Source organism: Pseudovibrio sp. POLY-S9 (genome assembly GCF_001431305.1).
Taxonomy (GTDB): domain Bacteria; phylum Pseudomonadota; class Alphaproteobacteria; order Rhizobiales; family Stappiaceae; genus Pseudovibrio.
In genome coordinates, this window is record NZ_LCWX01000212.1 from 39,033 (window position 1) to 52,154 (window position 13,122).

A 13,122-nucleotide genomic window follows, 5' to 3' on the forward strand; every position below is an offset into this window, starting at 1 on the left:
AGGACCGTTAGATCTTTCATGCGACGGGAGTGTCCACAGTGCTTGATCAGAATTTCTACTGCAAGGTCAATCGCTGCAGTTCCCTAAGGATAGGTCAGGATACTTCCATCGTGGACATATAGCTCATTTTCTACGAGCAGCCTTTAGCGCCCGGACGAGATGCAGCTGCGCTTTATCATGCTCTGGGCCACTGGCCAGAAGACAAAAACATCGCTCAGTTTCTGTTGAGGCATCCTGAATACCGTCACATCGTTCGCCGCGCTCAGATTGTCAATCAGGCACCCTATGCTGAAATCCGCGATAACACGATCGCCAGTGATATCCTGCCTATCGATATGCTGAGATGTAAACTGGCCTTTTTCGGTGCAGTGCAATTCGATCCGCGCTCTGATCGTTGGGTGCGCATCAACATGTATGCGAACGCGCCTTATCCGGAGGAGTTGGTGTCACAAACCGATGATTTCTGGGTCTATCCAGCACTGCGTAAGGGCAACTAGATGAGTTATTCTCTCAATGAAATCGAAGCGATGTGCAAGCGCGCTTCTCGTGGAGCCGGATTGCCATGGGGCTTGTGTGAGGAAGCTGCCAAAGGAACGCGCTGGCTTGCCTCTTTTGGATTTCCTGGGCCAGACTTGCTTGTCTCACTCTTAGAGCTGAACGACAGATTACCAGCAGTTGACCTGTCACCGGTGGCACTTCAGGGCATTTGGCGTGCTCCGGCAGGCAGGCTAAGCCCGCTCATTGCGGGCGCCGCGATGAGCGATTGTGCGATCAAAATGGAGCTGGGCAACATCATAACAATGCTGGAAGTTGATTACCCATTGCTGGTCGTCCCTTTTGCATCTGGTGCAGCCTTGCGTCTTGGCCAGCCAGTTGCTGTGGAATGGGAAGGCACGCGCATGGTCACCAATGGTAAGGAACTCTGTGTTCAGGGCAACTCGGAGGCGATTTTATCCTCCCATGCCAAACGGGTTGAATGTTCTGCTCCGGCACAAATGCTCTCGCAAAGCAAACCTATCCATAGAGCGGTTGTTGGGGATGCATGTTGGGCCCGGCTTGGGGTATTTGCACAGCGAACTTTCGCCCCGGCGACAGAAGCATCCCGCCTGCGTGGCGCTGGTGCTGGCCTGACAGACAACGACTGATCAGCAGCCGCTCTTCAATCTCAAGATTAAGAAAACCGATGCAAGAGGTCAGGTGTTTGCATGAACACGCCGACTGATGAAAACTGGAGTAAAAATGAGCTCAGAACTCAGAAAACTAGGCGGTTCAAAGCGCTTTTCTGCCATAGCAATTCACAATGATGTCGTTCACTTGGCAGGTCAGGTGTCTCAGCTGGTTGAGGGTGACATCACCGAACAGTCAAAAGACGTTTTCGCAAAAGTTGACAGTTTGCTTGCTGAGGCAGGGACAACTCGTGAAAACGTATTTTCCGTCCAGATCTGGCTGGCAGACATGCGTGAATATGATGGGATGAATAATGTCTGGGATGAGTGGGTCGCTGATCTCAACGCAGCCCCAACACGAGTTTGTGTCGAGGCCCGCATGGCAAAACCTCACTACAAAATCGAGGTTCTGGTGCTCGCAGCGCTTTAAGGAAAGACCCAAACAGAGCAACGGCCCTGTTTGGGTTCATAAGCGGTTAAAGAGGTAAGGCGCCTTCCCAGACGATTTTTCTGTATCGTTCTGGATTGGTGTCGCCCTCCGTGTTGAAGATCAACACAACACTTTCTTCGTTGAGGCCGGCTTTTTGTGCCAGTTCGGCATACTCTTCTTTCGCCCTCAATGCATAAAGCAGGCCGATGTTCAAAGCACCGGACTCGCCGCCAGTGATCGCAGGATCACCTTTGAGCGGATTGCCAAGAATCCGCATGCCAGTTGCGGCAATATTATCTGTGGCTGAGATGAAGTGATCGCCACAGTCCCGTAGGATTGGCCAAGTGATCGGATTTGGTTCGCCGCAGGCCAGACCAGCCATAATGGAGGTCAGGTCACCCTCAACAGCCGTCATCTCGCCATTTTCGCTGGAAACAGACTGATAGAGGCAGTCTGCAGCGCGTGGCTCGCTGATTACAGATCTGAAGTTCTCTGGCCCATACGCATCTGCAAGATAGCCCAGAACACCACCTGCCATGGCTCCGACACCAGCCTGAAGCATGACGTGAGTTGGTTGAGCATCGTCCAGCTTGGCGAGTTGGTCAGCTGCTTCTCCAGCCATCGTCATGTAACCCTGGGAGATCCAGGTTGGTATCTCTTCGTAGCCATCCCAGGCAGTGTCCTGGACAAGCTCCCAGCCGTTCTCTTCCGCTGTTTTATTCGCAAGTCGAACGGTGTCATCGTAGTTCACATCGGTCACAATGCAATCTGCACCCAAACCTCGGATGCGCTCGACAGCTGACTGAGGTGAGCCTTTGGGCATGTAAACAACAGCCTTCTGTCCCATAGCGCGCGCAGCCCATGCGACACCGGTCCCATGGTTGCCAGCAGTTGCTGTTGTAAAGACCATCGGTCGCTCAAACTTTTGCGAGACAGTCTGCAGGTCGATCTCAGAAATATCGAGATCAAGCTTCTTCGCAAGCAAGCGGCCAAGGGCATAGGAGCCGCCAAGCACCTTAAAGGCATTTAGTCCGAAGCGATGGGACTCATCCTTCACATAAATTGCTTTGACGCCCAGTTCCTTAGCTAAGGCAGGAAGGCTAGTGAGGGGAGTTGGCTCATAACCTTGGATCTGGCTATGAAACTCACGCGTTTTCTCTGCAACTTCAGTCGTGAACAGTGGACTGGTTTCACCTGTGCGGAAACGATTGCTGCGTATCTTAAGCATCTTGGTCTCTTCAACAGCTTGGGCAAGGGGAGGAGAGCTGCGCTCGAAGAGAGTGGGGACCTCTATCTCAGAGCGCAGCGATAGGAATGTCGTGCAGCTTACTTGACGTACGCGATTGCTTCGACTTCAACCAGCGCGTCTTTCGGCAAGCGGCCCGCCTGAATGCAAGAGCGCGCAGGTGCACCTTCAGTGCCAAAGACTTCCGTGTAAACTTCGTTGAACGCTGCAAAGTCTTCCATTTTAGCGAGGAAGCATGTGGTTTTCACCACGCTGTCGATGCCAGCACCAGCTTCTTCCAGCACGGCCTTTAAATTGGCGAGTGACATTCTGGCCTGCTCGGTGATGCCACCTTCAGGAAAGGCCATTGTTTTTGGATCAAGCGGCAATTGACCAGAAGTGAAAACAAGGTTTTCCAAAACAGTTCCCTGAGAATACGGTCCGATTGCAGCTGGAGCGTTTTCTGTCGCAACTAATTTTTTCATTCTACTTACTCTTTGCTAGTGATCTGAGTTTTTGATTCTCGGATGTACTTGTAGATGGCGTGTCGCGTGATCCCGAGATTTTCCGCCACAAGTACAGTTGCTTCTTTGAACTCAAAGATGTCGCGTTCAAGAAGCAATCTGGTGACAGCCTTGTTTTTGGCTTTCTGTGTCACCGATGGGTCTGCCTCCACATCTTTGATCGCCTGTTCCAGAGCACCCAAAATGACCTCAGTTGAGTTGGTGCTGAAGCGCTCTGGTGTGGTTTTTTCTGCAACCTCAGCAGCATCTGGAGTGAACGTGCTGATGATCTCTGAGAAGGGCAGGGATAGATTGATGTTCAGGCAAAACAAACCGATTGGTTTGCCTGAAGCACCAAGAATTATGGTCGTTGCTGACTTAAGCAACTGCCCTTCAGCATTGTGTGTGAAGTAGGCTTTCGGCGTCAGATTGCCTGTCTCCTGATAAACCCGCAGCATCTTCAAACCGAGGTCTGTTATCGGAGATCCGATTGTTCGGCCCGTCATGTGCCCGTTGACGATCTTGGCGACAGACGTTTCAAGGTTTTTGAGAGAATGCACCACAACCTCACAGTGTGGTCCGATCAAATCCGCGACTGTCTCTGCAATGCGGAAGTAGTTTGCAAGACGATCATCATCATCTTCAAAGAGACATTCTACATTTGTGAAGTCATTGAGGTCAATCATAACTGTTTTCTCAAGGCTCGCCTGAATGCGTAATAGGTTCCTTGTGTTGGTAACCACGTTTCCCGGTGTTTGCAATGAAAAGTTCACTTCATTTAACTGTAAAAGCTAATTTTGAGCCGAAATGCGTAGTAGTACTGATACTTTATCCACTAGGGAGGACGAAAATCTAGAAATTTATATGTATGAACGCCTATTGGAGTCTAATATTGTTGACTGAAATGATATTGTATTAAATATGTAACTCAAAGGTTGGTTGAACCCATTTGCGTTCACAAATTTGCAATTTCGGGTCCGGCCACTCTGTCATAAAACGGGAGCACATCATGTCAGAGTTTTCTTTGAGGGGCTTTGAAGTTTCAGAATTTGAAAGCCGGACAGCACGCCTGCAAAAGGTGATGCATGAGCAAAAAGTGGACGCTGTCCTTTTCACGACAGAACCCAATGTCCGCTATTTTTCTGGTTTCTTCACTCAGTTTTGGCACAGTCCAACACGTCCTTGGTTTCTGATTGTGCCTCTTGAAGGCAAGCCAATCGCGGTTATTCCAGAGATTGGCGCCACTGGAATGGCGGCAACATGGATCGATGATATCCGTACTTGGGCATCACCATGTCCTGAGGACGATGGCATTTCTCTGGTTGCCAAGGTCATGAATGATCTTCCTAAAAAGTATGGTCGTGTCGGTGCGACGCTCGGGATTGAATCCTACCTGCGTATGCCAACAAACAACTTCCTGGAACTACGTGACAAGGTTGAGTCAGAATTTGTTGACGTAGCGCTTGCAATTCACAATCTTCGCCAGATCAAGTCTGCGGCTGAAATCAACAAAACCCGCCAAATCTGCCGTATCACCAATCAAGCCTTCGACCTCATTCCAAACTACGCAAAAACTGGAATAACCGAGCGCGAAATCTGCAAGCAGTTCAGAATTGACATGCTCACGGCAGGTGCGGATGAGTGCCCTTACATTATCGCAGGGTCCGGTCCCGATGGTTATGACAGCATCATCATGGGCCCAACAGACCGCGTGCTGAATGACGGTGATGTTCTCATCATCGACACAGGTGCAGTCAGAGATGGTTACTTCTCAGATTTTGACCGCAACTGGGCGTTTGGCTCTGCAAGTGAAGAGACGCTTGCTGCTTATCGCGCAACATGGGAAGCAACAACCAAAGGCTTTGAAGCCGCCAAGCCGGGCAACACGACCACAGACATCTACAATGCAATGTGGAGTGTACTGGAAGCAGCCGGTGCTCTTGGTAATGACGTAGGCCGCATTGGCCACGGTCTTGGCATGGAGCTGACAGAGCGCCCATCTCACACAGCAACCGACAACACTTTGCTTGTGCCGGGCATGGTTCTGACTTTGGAACCGGGCATGAACTACGCGCCAGGAAAGCAGATGGTTCATGAGGAAAACATCGTCATCACAGAAGACGGCGCAGAGTGGCTCACTGAGCGTGCTGCACCGGAAATGATCATCATTAAATAACAAGCATGAGCCGTCCCCTCGGGGCAGGGAGACGGCTTCCCTCCTATGCAGTCAGGATAATTTGCTTCGGCATTGCTTATCCTTAGCGCTGTAGCGGTTAACTCAGGGGAGAGTTATGAGTAACCAAGCTGTACAACAACTAAAACAAGGTAAGATGCTCTTTGCCAGCACGATGACATTCATTGTTGTCGTGGTTCTGTCAGGGATCCTGTTCCCAGATCAGCTGTTTAATGTGGGTGTAAGCACCATGAACTATCTGACCGATAAATTCGGTTGGATCTATATGGCAGGCTCCTTTGCCTATGTCATGGTGATGTTCTTCTTCGCCTTCAGTAAATACGGCAATATCCGCTTCGGAGCGGACGATTCCAGGCCAGAATTCAGCACGTTCTCTTGGATTGCGATGCTGTTTTCCGCTGGTATGGGTACAGTAATGCTCTACTGGGGTGTTGCAGAACCAGTTTACCACTACATGAACCCGTTAGAGACAACCGGTATTGCTGCACAAACACCGGCAGCAGCTGAGTTTGCGATGAAGCAGAGCTTCATTCACCAGGGCATTCAGGCCTGGGCTGCATTCTCTGTGGTTGGTCTGATCCTCGGTTATCTGATGTACCGTAAAGGCGAAAGCGGCCTGATCAGTAACATTTTGCTCCCATGGGGCCGTGATAAAGCAAATGGTGGCTGGGGCAAACTGATCAATCTGGTTTGTGTGTTTGGCGCCATCGCAGGTATTTCTACCTCTCTTGGTCAAACTGGCCTGTCCCTGTCCATCAGCTCCTCTTATCTGATTGGCACGCCGGATGGTCCTCTGACAAAAATCATTCTTGTGGGTGCCATCACAGTCATCACCATTTTGTGCACCACCACTGGTCTTGAAAAAGGCATCAAGATCCTTTCCGATTACAACGCCTACCTTCTTGTTGGTTTGATTGTACTCGTCGGCGCGCTTGGCCCAACCACCCAGATGATCAATGTTTACTTTGATACAATGGGTAACTACATGAACGACTTCTTTACTGATGCGTTGATGTTGCCAACCTTTGCCGCTGATAAAGAAACCTCGTGGATCGGTGGCTGGCCAATCTACTACTACGCATGGGCAATTGCCTGGGCGCCGTTTGTTGGTCCATTCATTGCACGTGTCTCTAAAGGCCGGACAGTCCGTGAGTTCATCCTTGGATCCATGATCCTGCCATGCCTCGGTATCTTCCTCTGGGTTGCGTTCTTCGGCACAATCGGCCTTGAAGCCTCTCCAGAAGCGCTTGAAGCTGCAGCAGCGTCTTCTAAAGCTGCAACCTTCATCGTACTGGAAGACTTCCCACTCGGTACCGTCATCTCCATTGGTGTTGTGATCGCTCTGTTCACCTGCTTCATCACATCCATGAACAGCTCAACCTTCACACTCAGCTCCATGAGTGAAGATGGTTCCCTGAACCCAAGCAATAAGCAGAAGGTTATGTGGACCATTGCACAGGGTGCTATGGCTTTGACACTGATGCTGGCAACAAAATCTGGTATCGATCTGTTGCAGTCCATCAGTTTGATTTTCGCTCTGCCATTGATGTTTGTGCTCTTCATAGCAATGATCAGTACATTCAAGATGTTCCGTGAAGAATTTGCTGATGAAAAGCAAGCGGAAGAAGACGTGCCAGCAATCAAACAAGCTGCCGAATAAAAACAAATAAAGCGAAGAGGCAGCCGCTCCAGGGCTGCCTCCTTGTAAGTTTCTTAAAGGAGGTAAGGGAACTTCAATGAGCAAAATCGAAGAACAAGTCATTGCGTGGCGCCAACACTTGCATCAAATGCCAGAATTTGGCTTTGAAGAAGTGAAAACATCCGAGTTCATCGCCCAGAAGCTGGAAGAATTCGGCATTGAAGTTCACCGCAATATCGGTCGCACCGGCTTGGTTGGCGTGCTTAAATGCGGTGATAGCGATCGCACAATTGGCCTGCGTGCAGACATGGACGCCCTCAAAATCACCGAGGAAAATGACTTCGCCTATAAATCCCAAAACGATGGGATGATGCATGCGTGTGGTCATGACGGACACACCACCATGCTATTGGGCGCAGCTCATGAGCTCGCCAGGCATAAGAATTTCGATGGTACGGTCTATTTCATCTTTCAGCCGGGTGAAGAGCACGGCGTCGGCGCAAAAGCAATGATCGAAGATGGCCTGTTTGACCGCTTCAAGATGGATGCCATCTACGCCATGCATAACTTGCCGGGCGTTCCGGAAGGCCATTTTGTAACCAATCCGGGCTCGATCATGGCATCGGAAAGTGGCTTTGAAATCGAGATCCTCGCGACAGGCGGTCACGCTGCAATGCCTCACATGGGTACTGACCCAATCGTGGTTGGCGCGCAGATCATATTGGCCCTGCAAACGGTCACCAGCCGTAATTTGAGTTCAATTCATGAACCTGCCGTGATCTCGGTGACGGAGTTCACCACCAACGGCACAACCAACGTTATTCCATCGTCCGCAACTATCAAAGGCGACACCCGCTGCTTTACTGATGAAGCGCTGGCAAAGATTGAAGCTGCCATCGAAAGAGTGGCTGCTGGTCAGTGTGTTTCAGCCGGCGTTGAATACAAATATAAGTTCACCAACACATTCCTCTCCACGATCAACACGCCAAAGGAAACGGCTGTTGCCGTTCGCGTTGCCAAAGCAATCGCCGGAGAAGAAAACGTAGATGGTGAAGCTCCACCCTTCACAATTTCAGAGGATTTTTCGTACATGCAACGCAAAGTCCCAAGTTGCTACATTCTCGTCGGCAACGGAAAAGTAGGCGAAAAAGGCGGCACAGCCCTCCACAAACCCTTCTACGACTTCAACGACAACATCCTTATGACCGGCGCCCGCTTTTGGACCGAACTCGTAAAAGACCAACTCCCAGCTAACGCCTAACTATCAGCCACAACCAGCTCCCACTCAACCTCCCTGTTTCCTTCCCCCCAGAATGAGAAGCAGGGAGGTTTTGGGTCGAGAGTGCATCATTAAGTTGGTGTGCACTTTGGAAAAATAAGAGACCTTATGTGACCTTCATGGATGCGCTTGTTAACACAGCGGGCGATTTATGATTGCTTGGCCTAATTCAGAAACCATTTTAGCATGCATTGCGACTTGCAATCATAAAGGTCTTGAAGCTTACTTCAGATCTAGAGAGGGGAATAAAACGCTATGCTTTCGAGGAACACATGAGAGGAAAAAACTCAAACCTGCAATACATCATATCTCTGATAATATTGGTATTTCCTGCAGCGTAGTTTGTAATTTTTTCCATGTTTTATTTCTTAACAGTATGCACAGAGAACATATACCCCTAATGGTTAGAGCTCATGAATGTTGGCGAAGTTCCGATCTAACTGTGGTGTCGCTCATTAAAGTTACCTACCCAATCAACTCCTCACTCTCCCCGTCAAATAAACACACCCTTCCCATGTCCACCGAGAAGGTCATGCTCTCCCCTGGGTCACACGCAAACAAAGGAGAGACGCGGGCTTTGGCGGGGTGGTTGGCTAGGCGGATGAGGCAGAGGGTGTCGGCGCCGGTGGGTTCCAGGAGCTCGACGTCGCATTCGATTTCCGGGTTCGCGCTCTGCGTGAAGGTGTTGTGGGTGATCATTTCGGGGCGCAGTCCGAGGATGATTTTTGTGTTCTCGCGTGTTTCAAGTTGTTTTGAGTTTGGGAGCAGAAGGAAGTAGTTTTTTGGCTCGCCTTTCAGGACGGCTGACAAGATGACGCCGAGCTGAGCATCCTGCTTCACCAGATCCACTTCCACAAAATTCATGGGTGGTGCGCCGACGAAGCCTGCCACATACATGTTCGCTGGTTTGCTGTAGATCTCTTGCGGCGTTCCAATTTGCTGGATCACGCCGTCTTTCATGATGGCGATGCGGTCTGCCAGCGTCATGGCCTCGATCTGGTCATGGGTGACATAGACCATGGTGGCCTTCAGAGACTGGTGGAGTTTCTTGATCTCTGTGCGCATTTCACCGCGCAGTTTGGCGTCCAGGTTGGAGAGCGGTTCGTCAAACAGAAAGATCTTGGGGCGACGCACGAGGGCACGACCCATGGCGACGCGTTGGCGCTGCCCGCCGGAGAGTTGCGCTGGTTTGCGGGCAAGCAGGTGCTCTATTTGCAGCATACTGGCGACTTCGCGGACGGTGGCTTTGCGCTCTGCCTTGCTGATCCTGCGCATTTCCAGTCCGAACGCGATGTTGCGTTCCACTGTCATGTTTGGGTAGAGCGCGTAGCTCTGGAACACCATGGCGATATCGCGGTTTTTGGGGTGGACGTCGTTGACCACTTCGCCATCCAGTCGGATGGTGCCGTCTGCGATGGGTTCCAGACCTGCAATGATGTTGAGCAGCGTTGATTTTCCGCAGCCGGAGGCACCGAGCAAGACAAGGAATTCGCCATCTTTTACATCAAGCAAAATGTCCTGGAGGACGTCTGTTGAGCCAAAGGATTTTGACGCATGTTCGATGGATATGGTCGCCATAAATGAGCCTTTAGCCTTTGACCGCGCCAGCGGTGAGCCCGCGTACGAAGAACCGCCCAGCAATGATGTAGACAACGAGGGTTGGCGCGGCGGCTATGAGCGCGGCTGCCATGTCCACGTTGTACTGTTTTACGCTGGTGGTGGAGTTGATGAGATTGTTGAGCGCCACTGTCACGGGCTGAGATCCGCCTGAGGTGAAGCTGGCGCCAAAGAGGAACTCGTTCCACACCTGCGTGAACTGCCAGATGACCGAGACAACGATGATGGGAACAGAGAGCGGCAGCATGATGTGCCAGAAGATGCGGAAGAACCCTGCCCCGTCCATGGTGGCGGCCCGCACCAGCTCCTGCGGAACGGAGACGTAGTAGTTGCGGAAGAACAGCGTGGTGAAACTGATGCCGTAGATGGTGTGCACCACGATCAAGCCAGTGATGGAGTTGGCGATGCCCAGATAACCAAGGGTTTGGGCCATGGGCAGGATGACGATCTGGAACGGGATGAAGCAGCCAAACAGCATCAGGGCGAAGATGATGTTGGCTCCGCGGAAGCGGAAGAGCGACAGGGCATAGCCGCTTAAGGCACCGATCAGGGTTGAGATCGCTACCGATGGCACGGACATGATCACCGAGTTGAGAAAGTACGGGCGCAAGCCCTCACAGCGCACACCGATACAGGCGCTGGACCATGCTTCGCGCCAAGCGGTGAAGTTCAGCTCGTGCGGTAGGTCCAGCAAAGCTCCGGCCCGGATTTCCGCAAGATCCTTCAGCGAGGTGGAGAGCACCACGTAGATCGGCCCCAGATAGAGAACCGCAGCGGCGAGCAGCAAAGTCCAGATGAAGATGCGGCCAAGCAGGTGGCGCTTGCCGTTGGCGCCGGGGAGTGTTTTGGGTTCAGCCATGCCGCTTTGCCCTCAACTCGGAATACAGATAGGGCACGATGATTGCGGCCACGGTGGCCAGCATCATCATGGCAGAAGCCGCCCCAAGGCCGATCTGGTTGCGGCGGAAGGCCATCTCGTACATGAAGTTGGCTGGCAACGTGGAGGAGTAGCCCGGCCCGCCATTTGTCAGCGCCACCACAAGGTCGAAGCTCTTGATGGACAAGTGTGCGAGAATGACGAAGGCGGAGAGGAATACAGGCCTCAACGATGGCAGGATGATGCCGAAATAGATGCGGGTGGTGCTGGCGCCGTCCAGATGCGCGGCGCGGATGATGTCCTCATCGACAGTACGCAGAGCCGAGAGGAACAAGGCCATCACAAAGCCCGAAGCCTGCCACACAGCAGCAAGCACCACCACGTAGATTGCCATGTCGCGGTTGACGATCCAGTCGAACTGGAAGCTCTCCCACCCCAGTTTTTGCATGTAGCTTTCAATGCCAAGGGACGGGTTCAGGATCCATTTCCACGCTGTACCCGTCACAATGAAGCTGATCGCCATGGGATACAGATAGATCGTGCGCAGCGCGCCTTCAGCGCGGATACGCTGGTCCAGCAGAACGGCCAGCACGCAGCCAATGGTGATTGAGAACAGGATGTAAAGACTGCCGAAAATCAGGAGGTTATGGAAAGCTACGTTCCAGCGGTCCATGGCCAGCAGGCGCACATATTGCTGAATTCCCTGAAAATCAAAGGTGGGCAGCATGCGGGAGTTGGTGAGCGAGATGAAGCCCGTCCATGCAATGAAGCCGTACACAAAGAACACCAGGAGCAAGAACGGCGGGGCTACCACCAGCTGCGGCAAATATCGCTGCAATCTGTCGAGAACAGACATCTGCTTGCGCTGCTGGGGGTTGGACATAGGGTTCTCTTTGCTCACTGGGTGCTGCGGTCTTATCAGGAACTACGCTTTACTCTGACTGCCCGAGGGAAATCAATCTGCTAGGATTACGGTCTCGGCAAGTTGATTGACAGCCTCTTGCGAAGACATATCCGTATTGAAATGCTCTGTGACCACATCCAGAAAAGCCCCACGCACGGCGCCGGACTGCACAAGTTCGTGGGCGATGGAGCCAACCACGGTGTTGCGCGCTTCATTGAGAAGAAGGTCTTCGCTTGATTTCATGGCGCACTCGTCAAAGCCATCAAGGCTCACGCCAAGTCTGGCGGGAATAGAGCCCTTCAGCAGATTGAAGTCCTTTTGCACCTCTTCATCCAGCAGCATGGAGGCCATCAGTTGCTGTCCAGCTTGCTGCTCAGGGTCTGAGACTTTGAACATGGCGAAACTGTCGGAATTGATGATGTAACCGCCTTTGGAGGGAGACGAGACACAGATGAAGTCTTCACCGTACTTAAGGCCTGCTGTCAGAAATTCGGCCTTGGCCCAGTCGCCCATAATCTGCATGGCCGCTTCACCGCGCATCACCATGGCAGTGGCAAGGTTCCACTCACGGCCCGGAGCGCCCGGGTCCACATAGGTGCTGAGTTTGCGCATCTGGTCAAACACCTTGATCATGGTCTTTGAGCGCAAAGCGTCCTGATTCAGATCCAGATAGACCTTTTTGTAAAAGTCTGCTCCGCCGATCCCCAGCAGCACCACTTCAAACAGGGTTACGTCCTGCCAGGGCTGTCCGCCATGGGCCAGCGGGATAATGCCAGCGGCCTTGATTTTGTCAGCCACCTCGTTGAACTCATCCCATGTTTGCGGAGGTGTCACGCCGACCTTATCCAGCACTTTGGGGTTGGCCCAGATCCAGTCCACACGGTGGATGTTCAAAGGCACAGCAACATATTCGCCCTGATACTGAACGGTTTCTTTCAAAAGGTCTGGAAGCAGCTCATCCCAGTTTTGCTGCTGTGCTATGGTGTTAAGCCCTTGAAGCGAGCCGATTTCTGCCCATTCCTGAATGTTCTGGCCTTTGATCTGGGCAACGGATGGCGGCACTTGGGCCAGCGCACGGGCACGCAAAACGGCTGCCATGGCATCGCCGCCTCCGCCAGCAACGGGCGCATCATCCCACACGCCGCCGCGGGCCTCAAACGTCTGTTTGAGCGAAAGGGCTGCACGTGCTTCTCCGCCTGATGTCCAAAAATGCAGAACTTCAGCGGTTGGTGCGGCTTGTGCCGTTATGCTACCGAATAAAACAGCAAGTGCGACCAAGCTGAGACGC

The 13,122-nt window shown here is 52.1% G+C and carries 13 protein-coding genes; 6 read left to right on the plus strand and 7 right to left on the minus strand.

Annotated elements, in window-relative coordinates; all coding sequences use genetic code 11:
• Positions 1-224: 224 nt before the first annotated feature.
• The 3 genes from PPL9_RS21155 (at position 225) to PPL9_RS21165 (ending at position 1,596) form a co-directional block, all read left to right on the plus strand.
• Positions 225-497 (plus strand): hypothetical protein, encoded by a 273-nt coding sequence (locus PPL9_RS21155; protein ID WP_057464567.1) that lies wholly within the window; start codon positions 225-227, stop codon positions 495-497.
• Positions 498-1,145: a DUF3726 domain-containing protein gene (locus PPL9_RS21160; RefSeq protein WP_057464568.1), complete on the plus strand. Its 648-nt coding sequence runs from the start codon at positions 498-500 to the stop codon at positions 1,143-1,145.
• Positions 1,146-1,239: 94 nt separating this feature from the next.
• Positions 1,240-1,596: a RidA family protein gene (locus PPL9_RS21165; RefSeq protein ID WP_057464570.1), complete on the plus strand. Its 357-nt coding sequence runs from the start codon at positions 1,240-1,242 to the stop codon at positions 1,594-1,596.
• Between the two features lie 46 nt (positions 1,597-1,642).
• On the opposite strand, the gene dpaL is transcribed toward PPL9_RS21165, so the two are convergent.
• The 3 genes from dpaL to PPL9_RS21180 form a co-directional block, all read right to left on the minus strand.
• Positions 1,643-2,824, minus strand: a complete 1,182-nt coding sequence (dpaL, locus tag PPL9_RS21170; RefSeq protein ID WP_057464572.1) for a diaminopropionate ammonia-lyase — start codon at positions 2,822-2,824, stop codon at positions 1,643-1,645.
• Positions 2,825-2,922: 98 nt separating this feature from the next.
• Entirely contained in the window at positions 2,923-3,306 is a 384-nt protein-coding gene (locus PPL9_RS21175) for a RidA family protein (RefSeq protein ID WP_057464574.1), read from the minus strand.
• Between the two features lie 5 nt (positions 3,307-3,311).
• Positions 3,312-4,010, minus strand: a complete 699-nt coding sequence (locus PPL9_RS21180; RefSeq protein WP_057464576.1) for a PAS domain-containing protein — start codon at positions 4,008-4,010, stop codon at positions 3,312-3,314.
• 323 nt (positions 4,011-4,333) lie between these two features.
• Here PPL9_RS21180 and PPL9_RS21185 point away from each other — a divergent pair, with 323 nt between their 5' ends.
• From PPL9_RS21185 to PPL9_RS21195, 3 genes are all read left to right on the plus strand, one after another.
• Positions 4,334-5,500, plus strand: a complete 1,167-nt coding sequence (locus PPL9_RS21185; RefSeq protein WP_057464578.1) for a Xaa-Pro peptidase family protein — start codon at positions 4,334-4,336, stop codon at positions 5,498-5,500.
• Positions 5,501-5,615: 115 nt separating this feature from the next.
• Entirely contained in the window at positions 5,616-7,178 is a 1,563-nt protein-coding gene (locus PPL9_RS21190) for a BCCT family transporter (RefSeq protein WP_208980638.1), read from the plus strand.
• Positions 7,179-7,254: 76 nt separating this feature from the next.
• Positions 7,255-8,418, plus strand: coding sequence for a M20 aminoacylase family protein (locus tag PPL9_RS21195; protein WP_057464580.1), 1,164 nt, complete (start codon positions 7,255-7,257; stop codon positions 8,416-8,418).
• Positions 8,419-8,901: 483 nt separating this feature from the next.
• Here PPL9_RS21195 and PPL9_RS21200 read toward each other — a convergent pair whose 3' ends face one another.
• The 4 genes from PPL9_RS21200 to PPL9_RS21215 all read right to left on the minus strand — a co-directional run.
• On the minus strand, positions 8,902-10,014 hold the full coding sequence (locus PPL9_RS21200) for an ABC transporter ATP-binding protein (RefSeq protein WP_057464581.1): 1,113 nt from the start codon (positions 10,012-10,014) through the stop codon (positions 8,902-8,904).
• 10 nt (positions 10,015-10,024) lie between these two features.
• Positions 10,025-10,912, minus strand: a complete 888-nt coding sequence (locus PPL9_RS21205; RefSeq protein ID WP_057464582.1) for a carbohydrate ABC transporter permease — start codon at positions 10,910-10,912, stop codon at positions 10,025-10,027.
• Positions 10,905-11,813, minus strand: a complete 909-nt coding sequence (locus tag PPL9_RS21210) for a sugar ABC transporter permease (protein WP_057464584.1) — start codon at positions 11,811-11,813, stop codon at positions 10,905-10,907. Before PPL9_RS21210 ends, PPL9_RS21205 begins: the two co-directional genes overlap by 8 nt.
• Positions 11,814-11,885: 72 nt before the next feature.
• Positions 11,886-13,122, minus strand: a 1,237-nt coding sequence (locus PPL9_RS21215; protein WP_057464586.1) for an ABC transporter substrate-binding protein, incomplete at its 5' end; no start/stop codon positions are given.

Excerpts from the sequence above, each read along its gene's own strand:
- PPL9_RS21160 (WP_057464568.1), top strand. The coding sequence starts at position 498 with ATGAGTTATTCTCTCAATGAAATCGAAGCGATGTGCAAGCGCGCTTCT.
- PPL9_RS21165 (WP_057464570.1), top strand. The coding sequence starts at position 1,240 with ATGAGCTCAGAACTCAGAAAACTAGGCGGTTCAAAGCGCTTTTCTGCC.
- dpaL (WP_057464572.1), bottom strand. The coding sequence starts at position 2,824 with ATGCTTAAGATACGCAGCAATCGTTTCCGCACAGGTGAAACCAGTCCA.
- PPL9_RS21175 (WP_057464574.1), bottom strand. The coding sequence starts at position 3,306 with ATGAAAAAATTAGTTGCGACAGAAAACGCTCCAGCTGCAATCGGACCG.
- PPL9_RS21180 (WP_057464576.1), bottom strand. The coding sequence starts at position 4,010 with ATGATTGACCTCAATGACTTCACAAATGTAGAATGTCTCTTTGAAGAT.
- PPL9_RS21185 (WP_057464578.1), top strand. The coding sequence starts at position 4,334 with ATGTCAGAGTTTTCTTTGAGGGGCTTTGAAGTTTCAGAATTTGAAAGC.
- PPL9_RS21190 (WP_208980638.1), top strand. The coding sequence starts at position 5,616 with ATGAGTAACCAAGCTGTACAACAACTAAAACAAGGTAAGATGCTCTTT.
- PPL9_RS21195 (WP_057464580.1), top strand. The coding sequence starts at position 7,255 with ATGAGCAAAATCGAAGAACAAGTCATTGCGTGGCGCCAACACTTGCAT.
- PPL9_RS21200 (WP_057464581.1), bottom strand. The coding sequence starts at position 10,014 with ATGGCGACCATATCCATCGAACATGCGTCAAAATCCTTTGGCTCAACA.
- PPL9_RS21205 (WP_057464582.1), bottom strand. The coding sequence starts at position 10,912 with ATGGCTGAACCCAAAACACTCCCCGGCGCCAACGGCAAGCGCCACCTG.
- PPL9_RS21210 (WP_057464584.1), bottom strand. The coding sequence starts at position 11,813 with ATGTCCAACCCCCAGCAGCGCAAGCAGATGTCTGTTCTCGACAGATTG.